This window comes from Thermomonas hydrothermalis (assembly GCF_900129205.1).
GTDB lineage: Bacteria > Pseudomonadota > Gammaproteobacteria > Xanthomonadales > Xanthomonadaceae > Thermomonas > Thermomonas hydrothermalis.
In genome coordinates this window covers 15,963-32,570 of sequence record NZ_FQUK01000009.1, presented here as the reverse complement: position 1 = coordinate 32,570, position 16,608 = coordinate 15,963, and the positions used below count along the sequence as shown (strand labels likewise).

The 16,608-nt window shown below is 67.4% G+C and carries 14 protein-coding genes; all 14 read left to right on the top strand.

Annotation, left to right across the window (positions count from 1 at the left end):
• Positions 1–21: 21 nt before the first annotated feature.
• On the top strand, positions 22–2,115 hold the full coding sequence (locus BUA29_RS03945) for a S46 family peptidase (protein WP_143148800.1): 2,094 nt from the start codon (positions 22–24) through the stop codon (positions 2,113–2,115).
• 236 nt (positions 2,116–2,351) lie between these two features.
• Positions 2,352–3,002: a histidine phosphatase family protein gene (locus tag BUA29_RS03940; RefSeq protein ID WP_072755326.1), complete on the top strand. Its 651-nt coding sequence runs from the start codon at positions 2,352–2,354 to the stop codon at positions 3,000–3,002.
• A 35-nt stretch (positions 3,003–3,037) separates the two neighbouring features.
• On the top strand, positions 3,038–4,303 hold the full coding sequence (gene folC / locus BUA29_RS03935; RefSeq protein WP_072755325.1) for a bifunctional tetrahydrofolate synthase/dihydrofolate synthase: 1,266 nt from the start codon (positions 3,038–3,040) through the stop codon (positions 4,301–4,303).
• Positions 4,304–4,375: 72 nt separating this feature from the next.
• Complete coding sequence (locus BUA29_RS03930) at positions 4,376–5,506, top strand: SPOR domain-containing protein (protein ID WP_072755324.1); 1,131 nt, start codon at positions 4,376–4,378, stop codon at positions 5,504–5,506.
• Positions 5,507–5,563: 57 nt separating this feature from the next.
• Positions 5,564–7,033: an amidophosphoribosyltransferase gene (purF, locus tag BUA29_RS03925; RefSeq protein WP_072755323.1), complete on the top strand. Its 1,470-nt coding sequence runs from the start codon at positions 5,564–5,566 to the stop codon at positions 7,031–7,033.
• A 131-nt stretch (positions 7,034–7,164) separates the two neighbouring features.
• On the top strand, positions 7,165–7,965 hold the full coding sequence (locus BUA29_RS03920; RefSeq protein ID WP_072755322.1) for a ferritin-like domain-containing protein: 801 nt from the start codon (positions 7,165–7,167) through the stop codon (positions 7,963–7,965).
• A 132-nt stretch (positions 7,966–8,097) separates the two neighbouring features.
• Positions 8,098–9,195 (top strand): chorismate synthase, encoded by a 1,098-nt coding sequence (gene aroC, locus BUA29_RS03915; protein WP_072755321.1) that lies wholly within the window; start codon positions 8,098–8,100, stop codon positions 9,193–9,195.
• Between the two features lie 103 nt (positions 9,196–9,298).
• Positions 9,299–10,342 carry an aspartate-semialdehyde dehydrogenase gene (locus BUA29_RS03910; RefSeq protein WP_072755320.1) on the top strand — a complete coding sequence of 348 codons (1,044 nt, stop codon included), beginning with the start codon at positions 9,299–9,301 and terminating at the stop codon, positions 10,340–10,342.
• Positions 10,343–10,375: 33 nt separating this feature from the next.
• A complete protein-coding gene (locus BUA29_RS03905) occupies positions 10,376–12,331 on the top strand; it encodes a FimV/HubP family polar landmark protein (RefSeq protein ID WP_245770502.1) in 1,956 nt (651 codons plus the stop codon).
• A 14-nt stretch (positions 12,332–12,345) separates the two neighbouring features.
• Positions 12,346–13,137: a tRNA pseudouridine(38-40) synthase TruA gene (gene truA, locus BUA29_RS03900; RefSeq protein ID WP_072755318.1), complete on the top strand. Its 792-nt coding sequence runs from the start codon at positions 12,346–12,348 to the stop codon at positions 13,135–13,137.
• Positions 13,130–13,804, top strand: a complete 675-nt coding sequence (locus BUA29_RS03895) for a phosphoribosylanthranilate isomerase (protein ID WP_072755317.1) — start codon at positions 13,130–13,132, stop codon at positions 13,802–13,804. Before truA ends, BUA29_RS03895 begins: the two co-directional genes overlap by 8 nt.
• A 230-nt stretch (positions 13,805–14,034) precedes the next feature.
• Positions 14,035–15,234 carry a tryptophan synthase subunit beta gene (trpB, locus tag BUA29_RS03890; RefSeq protein ID WP_072755375.1) on the top strand — a complete coding sequence of 400 codons (1,200 nt, stop codon included), beginning with the start codon at positions 14,035–14,037 and terminating at the stop codon, positions 15,232–15,234.
• 114 nt (positions 15,235–15,348) lie between these two features.
• Positions 15,349–15,771, top strand: coding sequence for a DUF3144 domain-containing protein (locus BUA29_RS03885; RefSeq protein WP_072755316.1), 423 nt, complete (start codon positions 15,349–15,351; stop codon positions 15,769–15,771).
• Positions 15,768–16,583 carry a tryptophan synthase subunit alpha gene (trpA, locus tag BUA29_RS03880; RefSeq protein WP_072755315.1) on the top strand — a complete coding sequence of 272 codons (816 nt, stop codon included), beginning with the start codon at positions 15,768–15,770 and terminating at the stop codon, positions 16,581–16,583. Before BUA29_RS03885 ends, trpA begins: the two co-directional genes overlap by 4 nt.
• Positions 16,584–16,608 lie beyond the last annotated feature (25 nt).

Sequence of the window (16,608 nt, the reverse complement as noted above, 5' to 3'; positions counted from 1 at the left end):
GCGGCCTGGGCCGATGAGGGCATGTGGGTGCCGCAGCAGCTGCCGGAGATCGCCGGTGCGCTCAAAAAAGCCGGCCTGAAGCTCGACCCCAAGCAGCTGTCCGATCTCACTGGCGATCCGATGGGCGCGGTGGTCTCGCTGGGCGGCTGCACCGGCAGCTTCGTCTCGCCGCAGGGCTTGGTGGCGACCAACCACCACTGCGCCTATGGCGCGATCCAGCTCAACTCCACGCCGGAAAAGAACCTGATCAAGGACGGCTTCAATGCGCCCACCCAGGCCGATGAGCTGTCCGCCGGCCCCAATGCCCGCATCTATGTGCTGGAAGGCATCACCGATGTCACCGCCCAGGCCAAGGCGGCGATGGCCGCGGCAGGCAATGACCCGGTGGCGCGCGCCAATGCGCTGGAGGCGTTTGAGAAAAAGATCACCAGCGACTGCGAAGCCGAGCCCGGCTATCGCTGCCGCGTGTACAGCTTCATGGGTGGGATCACCTACCGGCTGTTCAAGAATCTGGAAATCAAGGACGTGCGTCTGGTCTATGCCCCGCCGTCCAGCGTCGGCAAGTTCGGCGGCGACATCGACAACTGGATGTGGCCGCGCCACACCGGCGATTTCTCGTTCTACCGCGCCTATGTCGGCAAGGATGGCAAGCCGGCGCCGTACAGCAAGGACAACGTGCCCTACCGGCCCAAGCACTGGCTGAAGATCGCCGATACCCCGTTGGGTGAAGGCGATTTCGTGATGGTGGCCGGTTACCCGGGCCGCACCGATCGCTATGCCCTGGTCGCCGAGTTCGAAAACACCCAGAACTGGCTGTATCCGGCCATTTCCAAGGCCTACAAGGACCAGATCGCATTGGTCGAGGCCGCCGCCAAGGACAACCCGGAGATCGCGGTGAAATACGCCGCCGCGCTGGCCGGCTGGAACAATACCAGCAAGAACTTCGACGGCCAGCTGGAGGGCTTCAAACGCAATGATGTGCTGGCCATCAAGCGTCGCGAGGAGGCGGCTGTGTTGGAGTGGCTGCGTGCCCGTGGCAAGGCCGGTACGCCGGCGCTGGAGGCGCATGCCGCGTTGGTCAAGCTGGTCGCCGACACTGCCCGCACGCAGGAACGCGATCTGGTGCTGGGCAGTTTCAATCGCACCGGCATCATTGGTGTCGCGGTCAACCTGTACCGGCTGGCGATCGAACGGCAGAAGCCGGATGCCGAGCGTGAGCCGGGGTACCAGCAGCGTGATCTGCCGGTGATCGAAGGCAGCTTGAAGCAAATGGAACGCCGCTATGTGCCGGCGATGGATCGCCAGCTGCGGGCCTACTGGCTTGACCGCTACGTGGCACTGCCTGCCGCGCAGCATGTCGCTGCGGTCGATGCCTGGCTGGGCGGCAGCGACAAGGCCGCCGCCGAAGCGGCGCTGGCGCGCCTGGATCAGAGCCGGCTTGGGAGCCTGGAAGAGCGCCTGAAGTGGTTCAACGCTGACCGTGCCGCCTTCGAAGCCAGTACCGATCCGGCCATCCAGTACGCGGTGGCGGTGATGCCCACGTTGCTGGCGATGGAGCAGCAGGCCAAGACCCGGTATGGCGTGGCGCTAGAGGCTCGTCCGCGCTATCTGCAGGCGGTGGTTGATTACAAGAAGAGCAAGGGGCAGGCGGTGTATCCCGATGCCAACTCCACGCTGCGCATCACCTATGGGCATGTGAAGGGCTACACCGGTCTCAATGGCAAGGTGTACACCCCGTTCACGACGCTGGAGGAAGTGGCGGCCAAGGAAACCGGCGTCGAACCGTTCGACAACCCCAAGGCGCTGCTGGAGGCGGTGGCAGCCAAGCGGTATGCGGGGCTGGCGGATGCGCGGCTGGGGACGGTGCCGGTCAACTTCCTGGCCGATCTGGACATCACCGGCGGCAACTCCGGCTCGCCAGTGCTGGACGCCAATGGCCGTCTGGTCGGCCTGGCCTTTGACGGCACGCTGGAATCGGTGGCCAGCAACTGGGTGTTCGATCCGGTGCTGACGCGGATGATCTCAGTCGATCAGCGCTACATGCGCTGGATCATGCAGGAGGTCATGCCGGCGCCGCAGCTGCTTGAGGAGTTGGGCGTGCCGCCGCGGCAGTGAAACATCTGCGTGTCGCCATGGTCGGGCCGCGCCGGCCCGACCGACGCCCGCAAGCGCAACTGCTGCTGGTGACCGGGCCAGGATCGAGGGCTTCAGACCTTCTAAACTTGGCAACGTCCTAAACTTGGCAACGTCGCCACACTGGCCGGGTATCGGCCGTCGTGCGTCTGTGTTTCCATGCCACCGGCCGGCGGGGTCATGCCGCGCCGGTGTTTTTCATCCCACGGAACCAATCCATGAAAATCCTGCTTGCCCGCCACGGGGAAACCCCCTGGAACGCCGAAGGCCGCTATCAGGGCCGCACCGACATTCCGCTGTCGGACATTGGCATCGCCCAGGCCCAGGCGCTGGGGCGCCGCCTGGCCGACGTTCGCATCGACCGTGCGGTGGCGTCACCGCTGGCGCGTGCCGCCCAGACTGCCCGGCTGGCGTTGGGCGAGGCGCGTGCGGCCATGCTCACGTTTGACGACGGCTTTCTTGAGATCGGGCATGGTGATTGGGAGGGGCTGCTGACGGCGGAGATCGCCCAGCGCGATCCAGAACGCCTGAATGCCTGGCGGCAGGCGCCTGACACGGTGAAGATGCCGGGGCCGGGAGGGGAGTCGCTCCAGGACGTGGAGACCCGCGCCTGGGCAGCGTTGACCCGCGCCTGTGCCGGCCTCGGTGCTGAGGATGTGCTGCTGGTGGTGGCGCACGATGCGGTCAACCGCGTCCTGTTGGCGCGTTTGCTCGGTATTCCGCTGGTGCGGGTGTGGGACTTTCGGCAGGCACCGGCCACGCTCAATCTGCTGGAAGGGCCCAGCGTCGATGCGCTGGAGGTGGTGCGGCTCAACGACTGCACTCATCACACGCCGCTGTTCGGCGAGGCCAAGCATCGCGCGCTGTGAGCCGGTGCGTGGCCGTGCCGCCGTACAATGCCGATATGCCGCGTTCTCTGTCTGACTGGCTGGGCTTGATCGAGCGCCAGCACCCGCAGGCCATTGCCATGGGGCTGGAGCGGGTGCGGGCCGTGGCGCAGCGGATGGGCTTGGGTCATCCGGCCCGGCGGGTGATCACCGTGGCAGGCACCAATGGCAAGGGCTCGACCGTGGCCTTCATCGAGGCCATCGCGCGCGCCCAGGGCCTGCGTGTGGGCGCTTACACCTCGCCGCATTTATTGCGCTACAACGAGCGCGTCCGCATCGATGGCTGTGAAGTGGAGGATGCCGCACTGGTCGCAGGCTTCGAGGCGGTCGAAGCCGCCCGCGCCGACACCCCGCTGACCTACTTCGAATACGGCACGTTGTGCGCGCTGTGGCTGTTTGCCCAGGCGGGGCTCGATCTGGCCGTGCTGGAAGTGGGGCTGGGTGGCCGGCTGGATGCGGTCAACCTGGTCGATGCCGACGCGGCGGTGATCACCACTGTTGATCTGGATCACCAGCAGTGGCTGGGCCCGGACGTGGAGTCGATCGGGCGGGAAAAAGCCGGGATCGCCCGTGCCTTCAAGCCGCTGATACTGGGCGACGACGATCCACCCGCCAGCGTGCTGCGGCATGCCTATGCGATCGGGGCGCCGGCCTGGCGAATCAGTAACGATTTCTTTGCCGAGCCGATCGACGCGCTGCGTTGGCGCTGGCGGGAAGTGGGATTTTCGATCGAGTTGCCGATGCCGGCCCTGGCCGCGCCGGTGCAGCTGCGCAATGCCGCGTGCGCGATTGCCGCCCTGCGCGCATTGGGGCTGCGGCTGGAGGCCCACGCGCTGGCCGAAGGCGTGGCGCAGGCCCGGGTTGCCGGGCGTTTGCAGCGGTTCGAACGCGCCGGTGTGGAGGTGGTGGTCGATGTCGGCCATAACCCACAGGCGGCGCGTGCATTGGCCGAGTGGCTGCGTCGCCAGCCGCCGCGACGCACATTGGCGGTGTATGCCGCGCTGGATGACAAGGATGCTGCCGGCGTCGTGCAGGCACTGATCGGCGACGTGAATGCCTGGCATCTGGCTGGCTCACGCGACGCGGGTGCGCGTGGTCTGGCGGTGGACACCCTGGTGCAGCGCCTGTCTTCAGTGCTCGGAGCGCACACCCAGACCGCCCATCCCGATGTAGGCACTGCCTTGCAGGCAGCACTGGCGGCGGCGGCCCCGGACGGGCGGGTCCTGGTGTTCGGCGCGTTTCATGCAGCGGCCACGGCCTTGCGCTGGCTGGCGGCAGATTGATCACAGCGCCGGGCTGGGGCGGCATGTCGGTATAATCCTGGTTCCTACCGTGCCTGGCCCCGCGGAATGCCGATGGATGCTTCGCTGAAACAGCGCCTGGTCGGCGCGGCCGTGCTGGTCGCGCTTGCGGTCATTTTCCTGCCGATGCTGGTCAAGGGGCCAGCGCCGGACAGCGGTGTGTCGGGTGTGTCGATGAAAGTGCCGCCCGAGCCCCGGCCGGACGATCACGGCATGATCACGCAGGAGTTGCCGTTGATTGCCCCCGAGACGCCTGCGGGCCAGGGGGGCGTGAGCCTCCCTGAACCGGCGGCATCTGCCTCTCAGGCCGCGCAAACAGCGGCTACTGCGGTCACAGCGGAGACATCTGGCCCAGAGCAGGGCGCACCTCTGGCGGCCGTGGCCGCGGGTGACTATGCGGTCAGCTTTGGCAGCTACGCCAATGCGGCCGATGCCGACAAGGTCATCGCCGTCTTGCGTGCGGCCGGGCTGCCGGGCTATCGCGAAGCCGTGCAGCTGGGCACGACCCCGGCCCAGCGGGTGCGGATCGGGCCGTTTGCCGACCGCGCCAGCGCCGAGGCCGCGCGTGTGCGCGCAGCCCAGATTCGCCGCGACGTGCAGATTCAGGTGGTGACACTGAACGCGGAGCAGTCCCCGCCACCAGCCGCTGCCATTGCCGGACAGCAGGCCAATCCGTCGGCGCTAGCGGTGACCAAGACGGAACCGGCCAAAGCGCCGTCGGTCGCCACAGCCCCGGCGGCTGCAGCAAGCACGCCAGCGGCCAAGACGGCGCCAGGCACTGCATCTGCCGGACAGCAGGCCAATCCGTCGGCGCCAGCGGTCACCAGGGCGGAACCGACCAAAACGCCGCCAGCCACTACGTCTGCCGGGCAGCAGGCCAGTGCGACTCAGCCTGCGGCAAGCAACGCCGTGCCCGCCAAGACGCCGCCGGCGCCCACCGGTGTGCCTGACACCGGGTTTGTGGTGCAGATCGGGGCGTTTGCGTCGGCCACTGAAGCCCAGGCCCAACGCGATATGCTGCGCAAGGCCGGCTTCAATGCCTTCACTGATACGGTTCCCGGCCCCGACGGCAAGCTGCTCACCCGGGTGCGGGTGGGGCCGGTGTTGACCCGCGCCGAGGCGGATGCGCTCAAGGCCCGGCTCAAGGCGGCCGGCAAGGACGGCATGGTGCGGCCGCATCCCTGATCCCGGGGTGCGGCGGATACGCGGTTTTCTTTTTGACTCCCAGGCGGACTTTCTTGCATGTGTGGCATCGTCGGTATCGTCGGCCAGAATGAAGTGGCCGGGTTGCTCTATGACGGCCTGACCGTCCTTCAGCATCGGGGGCAGGATGCCGCGGGCATCGCGACCTGCGAAGGCGGGCGCCTGCGCGTGCATAAGGGCAACGGGCTGGTGCGTGATGTGTTCGATGACCGCTCGATGGCGTTGCTGCGTGGCCGCATCGGCATCGGTCATTGCCGCTACCCCACCGCCGGCAGTGAGGGCAGCGACGAGGCGCAGCCGTTCTATGTCAACTCGCCCTACGGCATCGCCCTGGCGCACAACGGCAACCTGATCAACACCGAGTCGCTGCGCCGCGAGGTGTTTGAACAAGACCGGCGCAACATCAATACCGAGTCTGATTCGGAAGTTCTGCTCAACGTATTCGCGCACGAGCTGGATACCCAGCATGCGCTGACGCCGGAGGCAGTGTTTGCGGCGATCGAGGGCGTCAACCGACGTGCCCGGGGCGGCTACGCGGTGGTGTGCACCGTGCTGGGGCTGGGGCTGGTGGCGTTCCGCGACCCGCACGGCATCCGTCCGCTGGTGCTGGGCAAGCGCAGCAGTGCGGGCGGCGATGAATACATCGTCGCGTCCGAATCGGTGGCGCTGGACGTGCTGGGGTTTGAGCGCCTGCGGGATGTCCGCCCGGGCGAAGGCGTGGTCATCACCGCCCGCGGCGAGCTGTTTGCGCGCAAGTGCGCGCTGGACATGCCGCATGCGCCGTGTATCTTCGAGTACGTGTACTTCGCTCGGCCGGACTCGATGATCGAGGAAATCTCGGTGCATAAGGCGCGCATGCGCATGGGCGTGGCGCTGGGCGAGAAGATCCTGCGCGAGCGGCCCGACCACGACATCGACGTGGTGATCCCCATTCCCGACACCAGCCGTGATTCCGCGCTGGAGCTGGCCAATGTGCTGGGCGTGAAGTACCGCGAGGGCTTCATCAAGAACCGTTACGTCGGTCGCACGTTCATCATGCCGGGGCAGGGCGAGCGCGCCAAATCGGTCAAGCGCAAGCTCAACCCGATTCCGCTGGAGTTTCGCAACCGCGTGGTGCTGCTGGTGGATGACTCCATCGTGCGTGGCACCACCTCGCAGCAGATCGTGCAGATGGCGCGCGAGGCCGGGGCCAGGAAGGTGTATCTGGCGTCTGCCGCGCCCCCGGTGCGCTATCCCAATATCTATGGCATCGACATGCCCTCGGCCGAGGAGCTGGTGGCGCATGGCCGCAGCGAGAAGGACGTTGAGCAGTTGTTGGGGTGTGACTGGCTGATTTACCAGGATCTGCCCGCTCTGGAGGCCGCCGTGGCCGGGCCCAAGTTCCCGGGACGCAAGTTCGACAGCTCCTGCTTCAGTGGCGAGTATGTCACCGGGGTCGATCCGGATTATTTCGAGCGGATCAAGCAGTTGCGCTCGGATGAGGCCAAGAAGAAGCGGCGGGCCGGCTGACTGCAGCGACGATCTGCCAAGCGGCGCTTGGCAGGCGCACGGCGGGCAATGCGTTTCAAGTCGCTCCCCGAGTCTTGCTTGGTTGCAACGCATTGCCCACCACGTGCCTGCATGACGGTGTCGTTGTCGATATGAAAGAGTTGTTTTCCGCTGCCCGCGCCTGCCTGGAGGCTGCAAGCCCGGACGACAAGCCAGCGCTGACCCTGGCGATGGCCGAAGCCTTCGCACGCGGCGAGCTGCCCATCCTTCAGGATGCGCCGCCGCCGGCGCCGATCGGCATGCCGGGCCGGCCTGCGCGGCCCCGGTTGGTGCATCCGCGCGATCTGCCGCGGCGCGGCTTTGGGACGGATGAAGGCCGCGCTGCGTTTCTGCATGCCGTCGCGCACATTGAGTTCAACGCAATCGACCTGGCCTGGGATGCGGTGTACCGCTTTCGCGGCATGCCGCAGGCCTACTACGCCGACTGGGTGCAGGTGGCGCACGATGAGGCCCGGCATTTCCAGATGCTGCGCGCGCGGCTGCGCGACTTTGGTCACGACTACGGCGATTTCGATGCCCACAACGGGTTGTGGGAGATGGCGCAGAAAACCGCGCACGATGGCCTTGCGCGAATGGCGCTGGTGCCGCGGGTGCTGGAGGCGCGCGGTCTGGATGTCACCCCGGGCATGATCGACAAGCTGCGTGCGCTGGGCGATGCGGACACAGCCGCCATTCTCGAGGTCATCCTGCGCGAGGAAGTCGGGCATGTTGCCGCCGGCAGCCGCTGGTACCGCTGGCACTGCGAACGCGCTGGCGTGGAGCCGCGCGCACGTTTCCGCGAGTTGCTGCGGCAGTACGCCAGTGGTGTGCTGCACGGGCCGTTCAACACCCAGGCGCGGCTGCAGGCCGGGTTTGATCCGGAAGAGCTGGAAAGCCTGCAGGAGAACGCTTGAGCAACGCCTCCTGGCGTTGTCAGCCCGCGCCGACGTCGACCAAGCGCCGGCCCTGCGCGCAGGCCAAACTGCTACATTTACCGCTCCACCGCAGCGTGCGGTGAGCATCCTCTCCACGGTGTACCTGTTGCCTTGAACACCTTCGGTCATCTACTGCGTGTGACGACGTTTGGCGAATCGCATGGGCCGGCGATCGGTTGCGTGATCGACGGTTGTCCGCCGGGCATTCCGATTGCGCCGGAAGACTTCGCCCATGACCTGGCGCGGCGTGCCACCGGCCGTAGTCGCCATACCTCAGCGCGGCACGAGGACGATCAGGTGGAGATCCTGTCCGGCGTGTACGAGGGGGTCACCACCGGCACCCCGATTGCGCTGCTGATTCGCAATGTCGATGCGCGCAGCAAGGACTACGCCAGGATTGCCGAGCGTTTCCGTCCCGGGCATGCCGATTACACCTATTGGCAGAAGTACGGCATCCGCGATCCACGCGGCGGCGGGCGCGCCAGCGCACGCGAGACCACGATGCGGGTGGCGGCGGCCGTCATTGCCAAGAAATGGCTGGCGCAGCGCGGGGTGACGGTGCGCGGCTGCATGGTGCAGTTGGGCGAGCTGGTGCCGCGCCGGCATGACTGGGATGCGGTCGAAGGCAATCCGTTCTTCTGGCCCTGTGCCGAGCAGGTGCCTGAGCTGGAAGCCTATATGGACGCCTTGCGCAAGTCTGGCGATTCGGTCGGCGCCCGGATTCAGGTGGTGGCCGAGGGCGTGCCGCCGGGCTGGGGCGAACCGGTCTACGGCAAGCTCGATGCCGAGCTGGCGGCGGCGATGATGTCGATCAATGCGGTCAAAGGCGTGGAGATCGGGGCCGGGTTTACCGCCGTCACCCAGAAAGGCAGCCAGCACCGTGACGTAATGACGCCGCAAGGGTTTTTGTCCAACCACGCCGGCGGCATTCTCGGTGGCATCTCCACCGGGCAGCCGATCGTGGTGTCGGTGGCGTTCAAGCCGACCTCCAGCCTGCGCCTGCCGGTGCCGGGGCTGGATGTGGACGGCAATCCGGTCGAGATCGTCACCACCGGTCGCCACGATCCTTGCGTGGGTATTCGCGCCACGCCGATCTGTGAAGCGATGCTGGCGCTGGTATTGATGGATCAGGCGTTGCGGCATCGTGCCCAGTGCGGCGATGTCGGGCCGGTGACGCCACGCATCCCTGGGCAGATGGCAGAGTGCTGATCCGGCGCGTGCACGCCTTGCCGTTCAGGGGAGGCAGTGGTTGTGGTCGTCCCAACGCAGGTGATGCCGGCGGGCGGATAGGACAGGTATTCGAGGACAGTCGATGAACACGCAGCAGTACAAGGTGGCGGTGGTCGGTGCGACCGGCGCAGTGGGTGAGACGATGCTGGCCATCCTGGCCGAGCGCCGGTTCCCGGTGCGGGAAGTGGTGGCGCTGGCCAGCGAGCGTTCGGCCGGCAGCACGGTGGAGTTTGGTGACGATGAACTGGTGGTGCAGGATCTGGCCAGCTACGACCCCGCCGATATCGATATCGCCCTGTTTTCCGCGGGAGGGGCGGTGAGCCGCGACTATGCCCCGAAGTTTGCGGCGGCGGGTGCGGTGGTGATCGACAACTCCTCCACCTTTCGCTACGACGACGACGTGCCGCTGGTGGTCAGCGAAGTCAATCCCGAGGCCATCCGCCAGCGGCCGCGCGGGATCATCGCCAACCCGAACTGCTCGACCATGCAGCTGATGCCGGTGCTGGCACCGATCCACCGCGAATACGGCATCGAGCGGATCAATGTGGCGACGTACCAGTCGGTGTCCGGAGCCGGGCGCAGCGCGCTGGAAGAGCTGGGCCGCCAGACCGCCGCCCTGCTCAGCTTCCAGCAGGCCGATCCACAGCGGTTTCCGGTGCAGATCGCATTCAACCTGATTCCGCACATCGACGAGTTTCAGCCCAACGGTTACACCAAAGAGGAGATGAAGCTGGTCTGGGAGACCCGCAAGATCCTCGGCGACGACCGCATCCAGGTGAACCCCACTGCGGTGCGGGTGCCGGTGTTCTACGGGCATTCCGAGGCGGTCAATATCGAAACCCGCAAAAAGCTCAGCGCGGACGAGGCGCGCGCCCTGTTGCGCAAGGCGCCGGGTGTGGAAGTGGTGGATGAGTGCAAGCCGGGCGGTTACCCGACCCCGGTCACCCACGCATCCGGCAAGGACCCGGTTTTCGTCGGCCGTATCCGCGAAGACCTTTCGCATCCGCGCGGGCTCAACCTCTGGGTGGTGGCCGACAACATCCGCAAGGGCGCTGCCCTGAACGCGGTGCAGATCGCCGAGCTGCTCCTGGCCGAGGGCTTGCCGGCCAAGGCGGCACACCGCTAGAGTCACGTTGCCACCATTGGGGATGCTGTGCACGTGAACCGTCGCCTGAACGCCGCGCTGGCGGCTGCATTGCTGCTGACTGCAGGTCACTCCTGGGCGCTTGGACTGGGCCGGATCGAGGTCAAGTCCCGGCGCAATGAGCCCTTGCTGGCGGAGATTCCCATCGTCTCCACCACGCCCGGCGAACTGGCCGCGCTGCAGGCGCGTCTGGCTTCGCCGGAGACGTTCCGCCGGGTGGGGTTGAGCCCGCCAGCGGGCATCGCGGCCGATCTGCAGTTCAGCCTCGGCCGCGATGGCAAAGGGCGGCCGGTGATCCGGGTCACCACCCTGCGCCCGGTGGAGCAGCCGGTGGTGAACTTCCTGATCGAGGTGGACTGGGGCAACGGTCGGCTGGTGCGCGAGTATTCCGCCCTGATCGATGTGCCCAACACCGCCGAAGCAGTGGCGGCGGCGCCGATGCAACTGCCGCAGCCGGCCGAAGAGAACCGGGTGCAGCGTGCGGTTGCGGCGGCGGAGGCCGCCCCGGCGCCAGTCGTTGCCCCGGAACCGACGCCGGCGCCGGAGCCAGCCAGCGCGCCGGATGCGGCCCCGGCTGCGCCGGCACCGGCGATCATCACCGAACCACTACCGCCTGCGCCGCCATCCCGGTCGGCAAGTGGCCTGGCAGGCGGCGAGTACGGGCCGGTCAAGGCGGGCGAATCACTGGCACGCATCGCCAGCCGGTTGGGGTTGCGTGAGGCGGGCAGCCTGGATCAGGCCTTGGTGGCCCTGCTGCGTGCCAATCCCGAGGTGTTCATCCAGGGCGATGTGAATCGCCTGCGCCGCGGTGCGGTTCTGCGCATTCCCAGCCGCGAGGACGTGGCAGCGGTGGACGCACGCGAGGCCGCGCAGATCATCGGTCGACAACTGCAGCAGTGGACGCAGGCGCGACAGGCAGTGGCCCAGCCGCAGGACGCCGAGGCGGGCACGAGCAAAGAGGCGGGCACGGGCAAAGACGCGGCCCCGGCACAGGCTGCCCGCGCTGCGACGCCTGCGGCGGCCGCGGCCCGGAGCGAGCCCGGTGGGCGTGGGGAAGCGCGGTTGAAGATCCTGCCACCGGCAGCGCCGGGCCAGGCCAAGGGAATCCAGACCGGCACCGGGGCCGGGGGCGAGGGCAGCATGTTGCAACAAGCGTTGCGTCAGCGTGACGAAGAAATTGCGGCCAAGAGCGCCGAGATCACCGAGCTGAAAGAGCGGGTGGCGGCGCTGGAAAAAATCAAGGACGAGCAGCAGAAGCTGATCGCCATGAAAGACAGCGAGCTGGCGGCGGCGCAGGCCCGGCTGGCGGCTACCAGCAAGGCGGCAACGGCGCAGCAGCCCGCTACGCCGCCGGCACCACCGGCCGAGACCAGCCGCCATGGAGCGTCCAGTTATCTCTGGGGCGGGCTGGGTGTGGTGGTGCTGGCACTGCTGGCGGGTTGGCTGGTGCGGCGTCGCAAGCCGTCGCCTCCGCCCAAGCGGCACGTGTTCGACATCGCGGACCTGGCTGCCAGCATGCCGGCGTCTGCCGGCCAGCGGCAAGCCGCCACGGGTGATCGTCCGGATGCCGATCCGGGCCTGGCCGCGACCGACACCCCGGAGCAAGCATCGGCTGTCGAGCCCGCTGAGCAGGCGTCGCCGGAAGGTGGCGATGCGGCGCCCGCGCAGCCGGCGGAGACGCCGCAATGGCACAAAGACGAGGTGACGTCCAGCGCCAAGGCTCCGTCGGTGTCGGCTGAATCGACAGATTCCGCAATGGCAGACGTGGCCGCCGAACCGGCGACAGCCACACCGCCGGTGAGCGAGATCCCGGCCCATGCCACGCCAGAGCAGCGTTTCAAACTGGTGCGCGCTTACCTCGACATGGGGGATGAGCAGTCGGCGCAGCAGCTGTTGCTGGAACTGCTGGAACATGAGGACGACGCCGTCAGCGATGAAGCCGCCCGCATGCTGAGCCGGCTGGTGGGTTGAAGAAGGCGAGGCGGATGCGGCTGGCACTGGGCGTCGAATACGACGGCAGCGGGTTTTCCGGCTGGCAGCGGTTGAGTGCGGCGGGCGCCATGGTGGCGGATGGCAGCGTGCAGGCCGCACTGGAGATTGCCTTGTCGCGGGTGGCGGCGGTGCCGGTGACGACCGTCTGCGCCGGTCGAACCGATGCCGGTGTGCATGCGCGCTGCCAGGTAGTGCATTTCGATTGCGCAGTGTCGCGCGATCCACGCGGCTGGGTGCTGGGAACGACGGCAAACCTGCCGCCGACGATGGCGGTGCGCTGGTGCGTGCCGGTGCCGGATACCTTCAGTGCGCGGTTTTCCGCAGTGGCACGGGCGTACCGCTATCGCATCCTCAACCGCAGCGCCCGCCCAGGGCTGGAGCGCCAGTATCTCGGCTGGGAGCGGATGCCGCTGGATGCGGATGCGATGCACGCCGCGGCGCAGGCCCTCTGTGGCGAACGCGATTTTTCCGCATTCCGTAGCGTGCAGTGTCAGGCCCGACATGCACGCCGCAACCTGCATTGGATTGCGGTCAGACGCCTTGGCGATGAGGTGGTGGTGGAGGTGCAGGCCAATGCGTTCCTGCACCACATGGTGCGCAACATCGTCGGGTCGCTGCTCATGGTAGGGCGTGGCGAACGGCCCGTGCACTGGATTGCCGATCTGCTGGAGGGACGTGACCGCACTGTGGCCGGCCCCACCGCACCGGCCGCGGGCCTGTTGTTTCTTGGTCCGCGTTATCCGCGCAGCTGGGGCCTGCCCGAGGAGGTCAGTCTGGATGCATGAGCTGCCGCCGCGGATGCGCACCCGCATCAAGTTCTGTGGCGTGACCCGGCCGGGTGATGCCCGCCTGGCGGCCGAGCTTGGCGTGGATGCGGTCGGGGTGATCTTTGCCGCCCGCAGCCGACGCCGGGTGGATTTGGCAACGGTGACGGCGGTGCGGGAGGCGCTGCCACCACTGGTCGCACTGGTGGCGCTGTTCATGGACAACAGCGAGCAGGAGGTACGCCGGGCGATCCGGCTGGCCCGGCCGACCCTGCTGCAGTTCCACGGCAGCGAGGACGATGCCTTCTGCCGCCAGTTCGGGTTGCCGTATCTCAAGGGTGTCGGGCTGGCGGGCACGCCCATGACCGCGCAGGGGCTGTGCGCGCGTTGGCCGCATGCCGCCGGTTTCGTGCTGGACGGGCATGCGCCGGGCGAACCGGGCGGCAGCGGGCAGCGGCTCGACGCCGCTTCGGTTCCGGCCGACCTGGACCGGCCGTGGCTGCTGGCCGGCGGGCTGACGGCAGACACCGTCGCCATGGCGATCCATGCGCTACGCCCCTGGGGTGTGGATGTGGCTGGCGGCATCGAGGTGGCGCCCGGCATCAAGGATGGCGACAAGATGCGGCGTTTCGTGGCGGCGGTGCGCGCGGCCGACGTTCAGGCCCACGCCGCCGCCGGGATCGGGTAGGCTATGACGTGATGTCCGTGACCTTCTCCCGTCGCCCGCCTGCTCCGTTTGGCCGCTCCCTGCGGCGATGGCGACGCGTGCCTGCTGCAGCGCTGCGATAACCGGCGCAGACCTGGCGGCCGATGCGCTGCCGATCATCGCTTGCCTGATGTCCACCGCGGTCGGAGAGACCGTGGCCTGTCCCGGAGAATCTTCACGTGAACACCCAACCTCACGCCGCTGCTGCGGCGATCGATTTCCATGCCTATCCCGATGCGCAGGGTCACTTTGGCCGCCACGGGGGTCGTTTTGTTGCCGAAACCCTGATCGGTCCGTTGCAGGAACTGGCGGCGGCCTACGACGCTGCGCGCGTCGATCCGGCGTTTATCGCCGCCTTCGAGAAAGACCTGAAGCACTACGTCGGTCGGCCCAGCCCGATCTATCACGCCGAGCGTTTGAGCCGCGAGGTCGGCGGTGCACAGATTCTGCTCAAGCGTGAGGATCTCAATCACACCGGCGCGCACAAGATCAACAACACCATCGGCCAGGCGCTGCTGGCGGCGCGCATGGGCAAAAAACGCATCATCGCCGAGACCGGCGCCGGCCAGCATGGCGTGGCCTCCGCCACCGTGGCCACCCGGCTGGGCCTGGAATGTGTGGTGTACATGGGGGCCACCGACATTGAGCGGCAGAAGATCAACGTCTATCGCATGAAACTTCTGGGTGCGACGGTGGTGCCGGTGACCTCCGGCTCAGCCACGCTCAAGGATGCGCTGAACGAAGCGATGCGCGATTGGGTGACCAACGTGCACGATACCTTTTACATCATCGGTACCGTGGCTGGCCCCGACCCGTACCCGCGCATGGTGCGCGACTTCAACGCGGTGGTTGGCCGCGAGGCGCGGGCACAGATGCTGGCCGAGTACGGCCGCCTGCCGGATGTCATCACCGCCTGCGTCGGCGGCGGCAGCAATGCCATCGGTCTGTTTCATGCGTTTTTGAATGATCCCAGCGTGCGCATCGTCGGCGCCGAAGCCGCAGGCGACGGCATCGACAGCGGCCGTCATGCGGCCTCGCTGGCGGCAGGCCGGGTGGGCGTGCTGCATGGCAATCGCACGTATGTGATCTGCGATGACGATGGTCAGATCATCGAGACCCACTCGATCTCTGCGGGTCTGGATTACCCGGGCGTTGGCCCCGAGCACGCCTTCCTGAAGGACACCGGCCGCGCCGAGTACGTGGGCGTGACCGACGAGGAGGCGCTGGCGGCGTTCCATCGCCTGGCCCGTACCGAGGGCATTCTGCCGGCACTGGAGTCCAGCCACGCGGTGGCGCAGGCGATCAAGCTGGCTCGCGAGCTGCCCAAGGACGCACTGGTGTTGTGCAACCTGTCCGGCCGTGGCGACAAGGACGTGCACACCATCGCCGCTCGCGACGGTCTGTCCCTGTGAGCCGTGACGTCAGTCTGCCGTGGGGGCGGGTGGTCGGCCCAAGATTTGGTCTGCGCCCGTCTTTCGGCGACAATGCACGGTTCAACATCACCACAACCTTTCAGGAGTCCGGCCATGGCCGAAGAAACCAATCAGCAGCCGCAACAGACCCAGGACGGCGCACAGCCGCAGGCGGGCACCCAGTTTCCGCCGGAGTTCTTCGAGTGTGTCAATGAGTATCTGGAGCTGACCCACAAGCAGTCTCAGAAGTACGGCGAGCGCAACATCAGCCTGGCGGTTCTGTTTGCGGCGGCGCGCTTCAATGCCCATGTGTTTCTGACCCTGGTCAAGCCGATCGATGCCGCCAACGAGCGCAAGCCGTTCCTTGATTACATGACCACCATGTACCGCCGCATGCTCAACGAGCATCTGGACGGCTTCGGCGAGGAGCGCGGCATTGACGTGGGCGACTCCGAGCTGGCCGATGAGTACCGCGCGGCCGGCATCAAGATCGGTCGCCTGAAGCAGGACGCCGAGACGGCTGCGGCCAACCAATGACCCGGTTGCAGCGGCGCCTGGCGGCCCTAGGGGCGGCCGGGCGCAAAGCCCTGGTGCCGTTCATCACCGCTGGCGATCCATTGCCGGAGGCCACGGTGCCGGTTATGCACGCCCTGGTGCAGGCCGGCGCCGACGTGCTTGAGTTGGGCGTGCCGTTTTCCGACCCGATGGCCGATGGTCCGGTGATCCAGCGCAGTTCCGAACGGGCGCTGGCGCGCGGGGTCGGGCTGTCACAGGTGCTGGACTGGGTGCGGGCGTTTCGTGTCGATGATGCGGACACGCCCGTCGTGCTGATGGGCTACCTCAATCCGGTCGAAATCCGGGGTGCCGAGACCTTTGCCGCACAGGCGGCGGAGGCGGGCGTGGACGGCGTGCTGCTGGTCGATCTGCCGCCAGAAGAAGCCGAAGGCTACCGGCAGGCGCTGGGACGGCATGGCTTGGTGTTGATCGCGCTGGCGTCGCCCACCACCCCGCCGTCGCGGCTTGCGGCGGTATGTGCGCAGGCCGAAGGCTATCTTTACTACGTCAGCTACGCTGGGGTGACCGGGGCGTCGCGTCTGGACGTGGCCGAGGCCGCCGGCCATTTGGCGCAGGTGCGGGCACGTACCCGGGTGCCGGTCATGGCCGGCTTTGGTATCCGCGATGCCCGCAGTGCCGTGGCCATGGCCGCCCATGCCGACGGCGTGGTGGTCGGCAGCGCCCTGGTGTCGGTGCTGGACGGCAGTCAGAATGCGGACGAGGCCGCTGCGCGGGCGCGTGCGTTCCTGCAGCCGTTGCGGCTGGCCCTGGACGGCGGGCCCGTGGCCGCTTGAGTAGACTGTCGGCAGACGCCCGGCG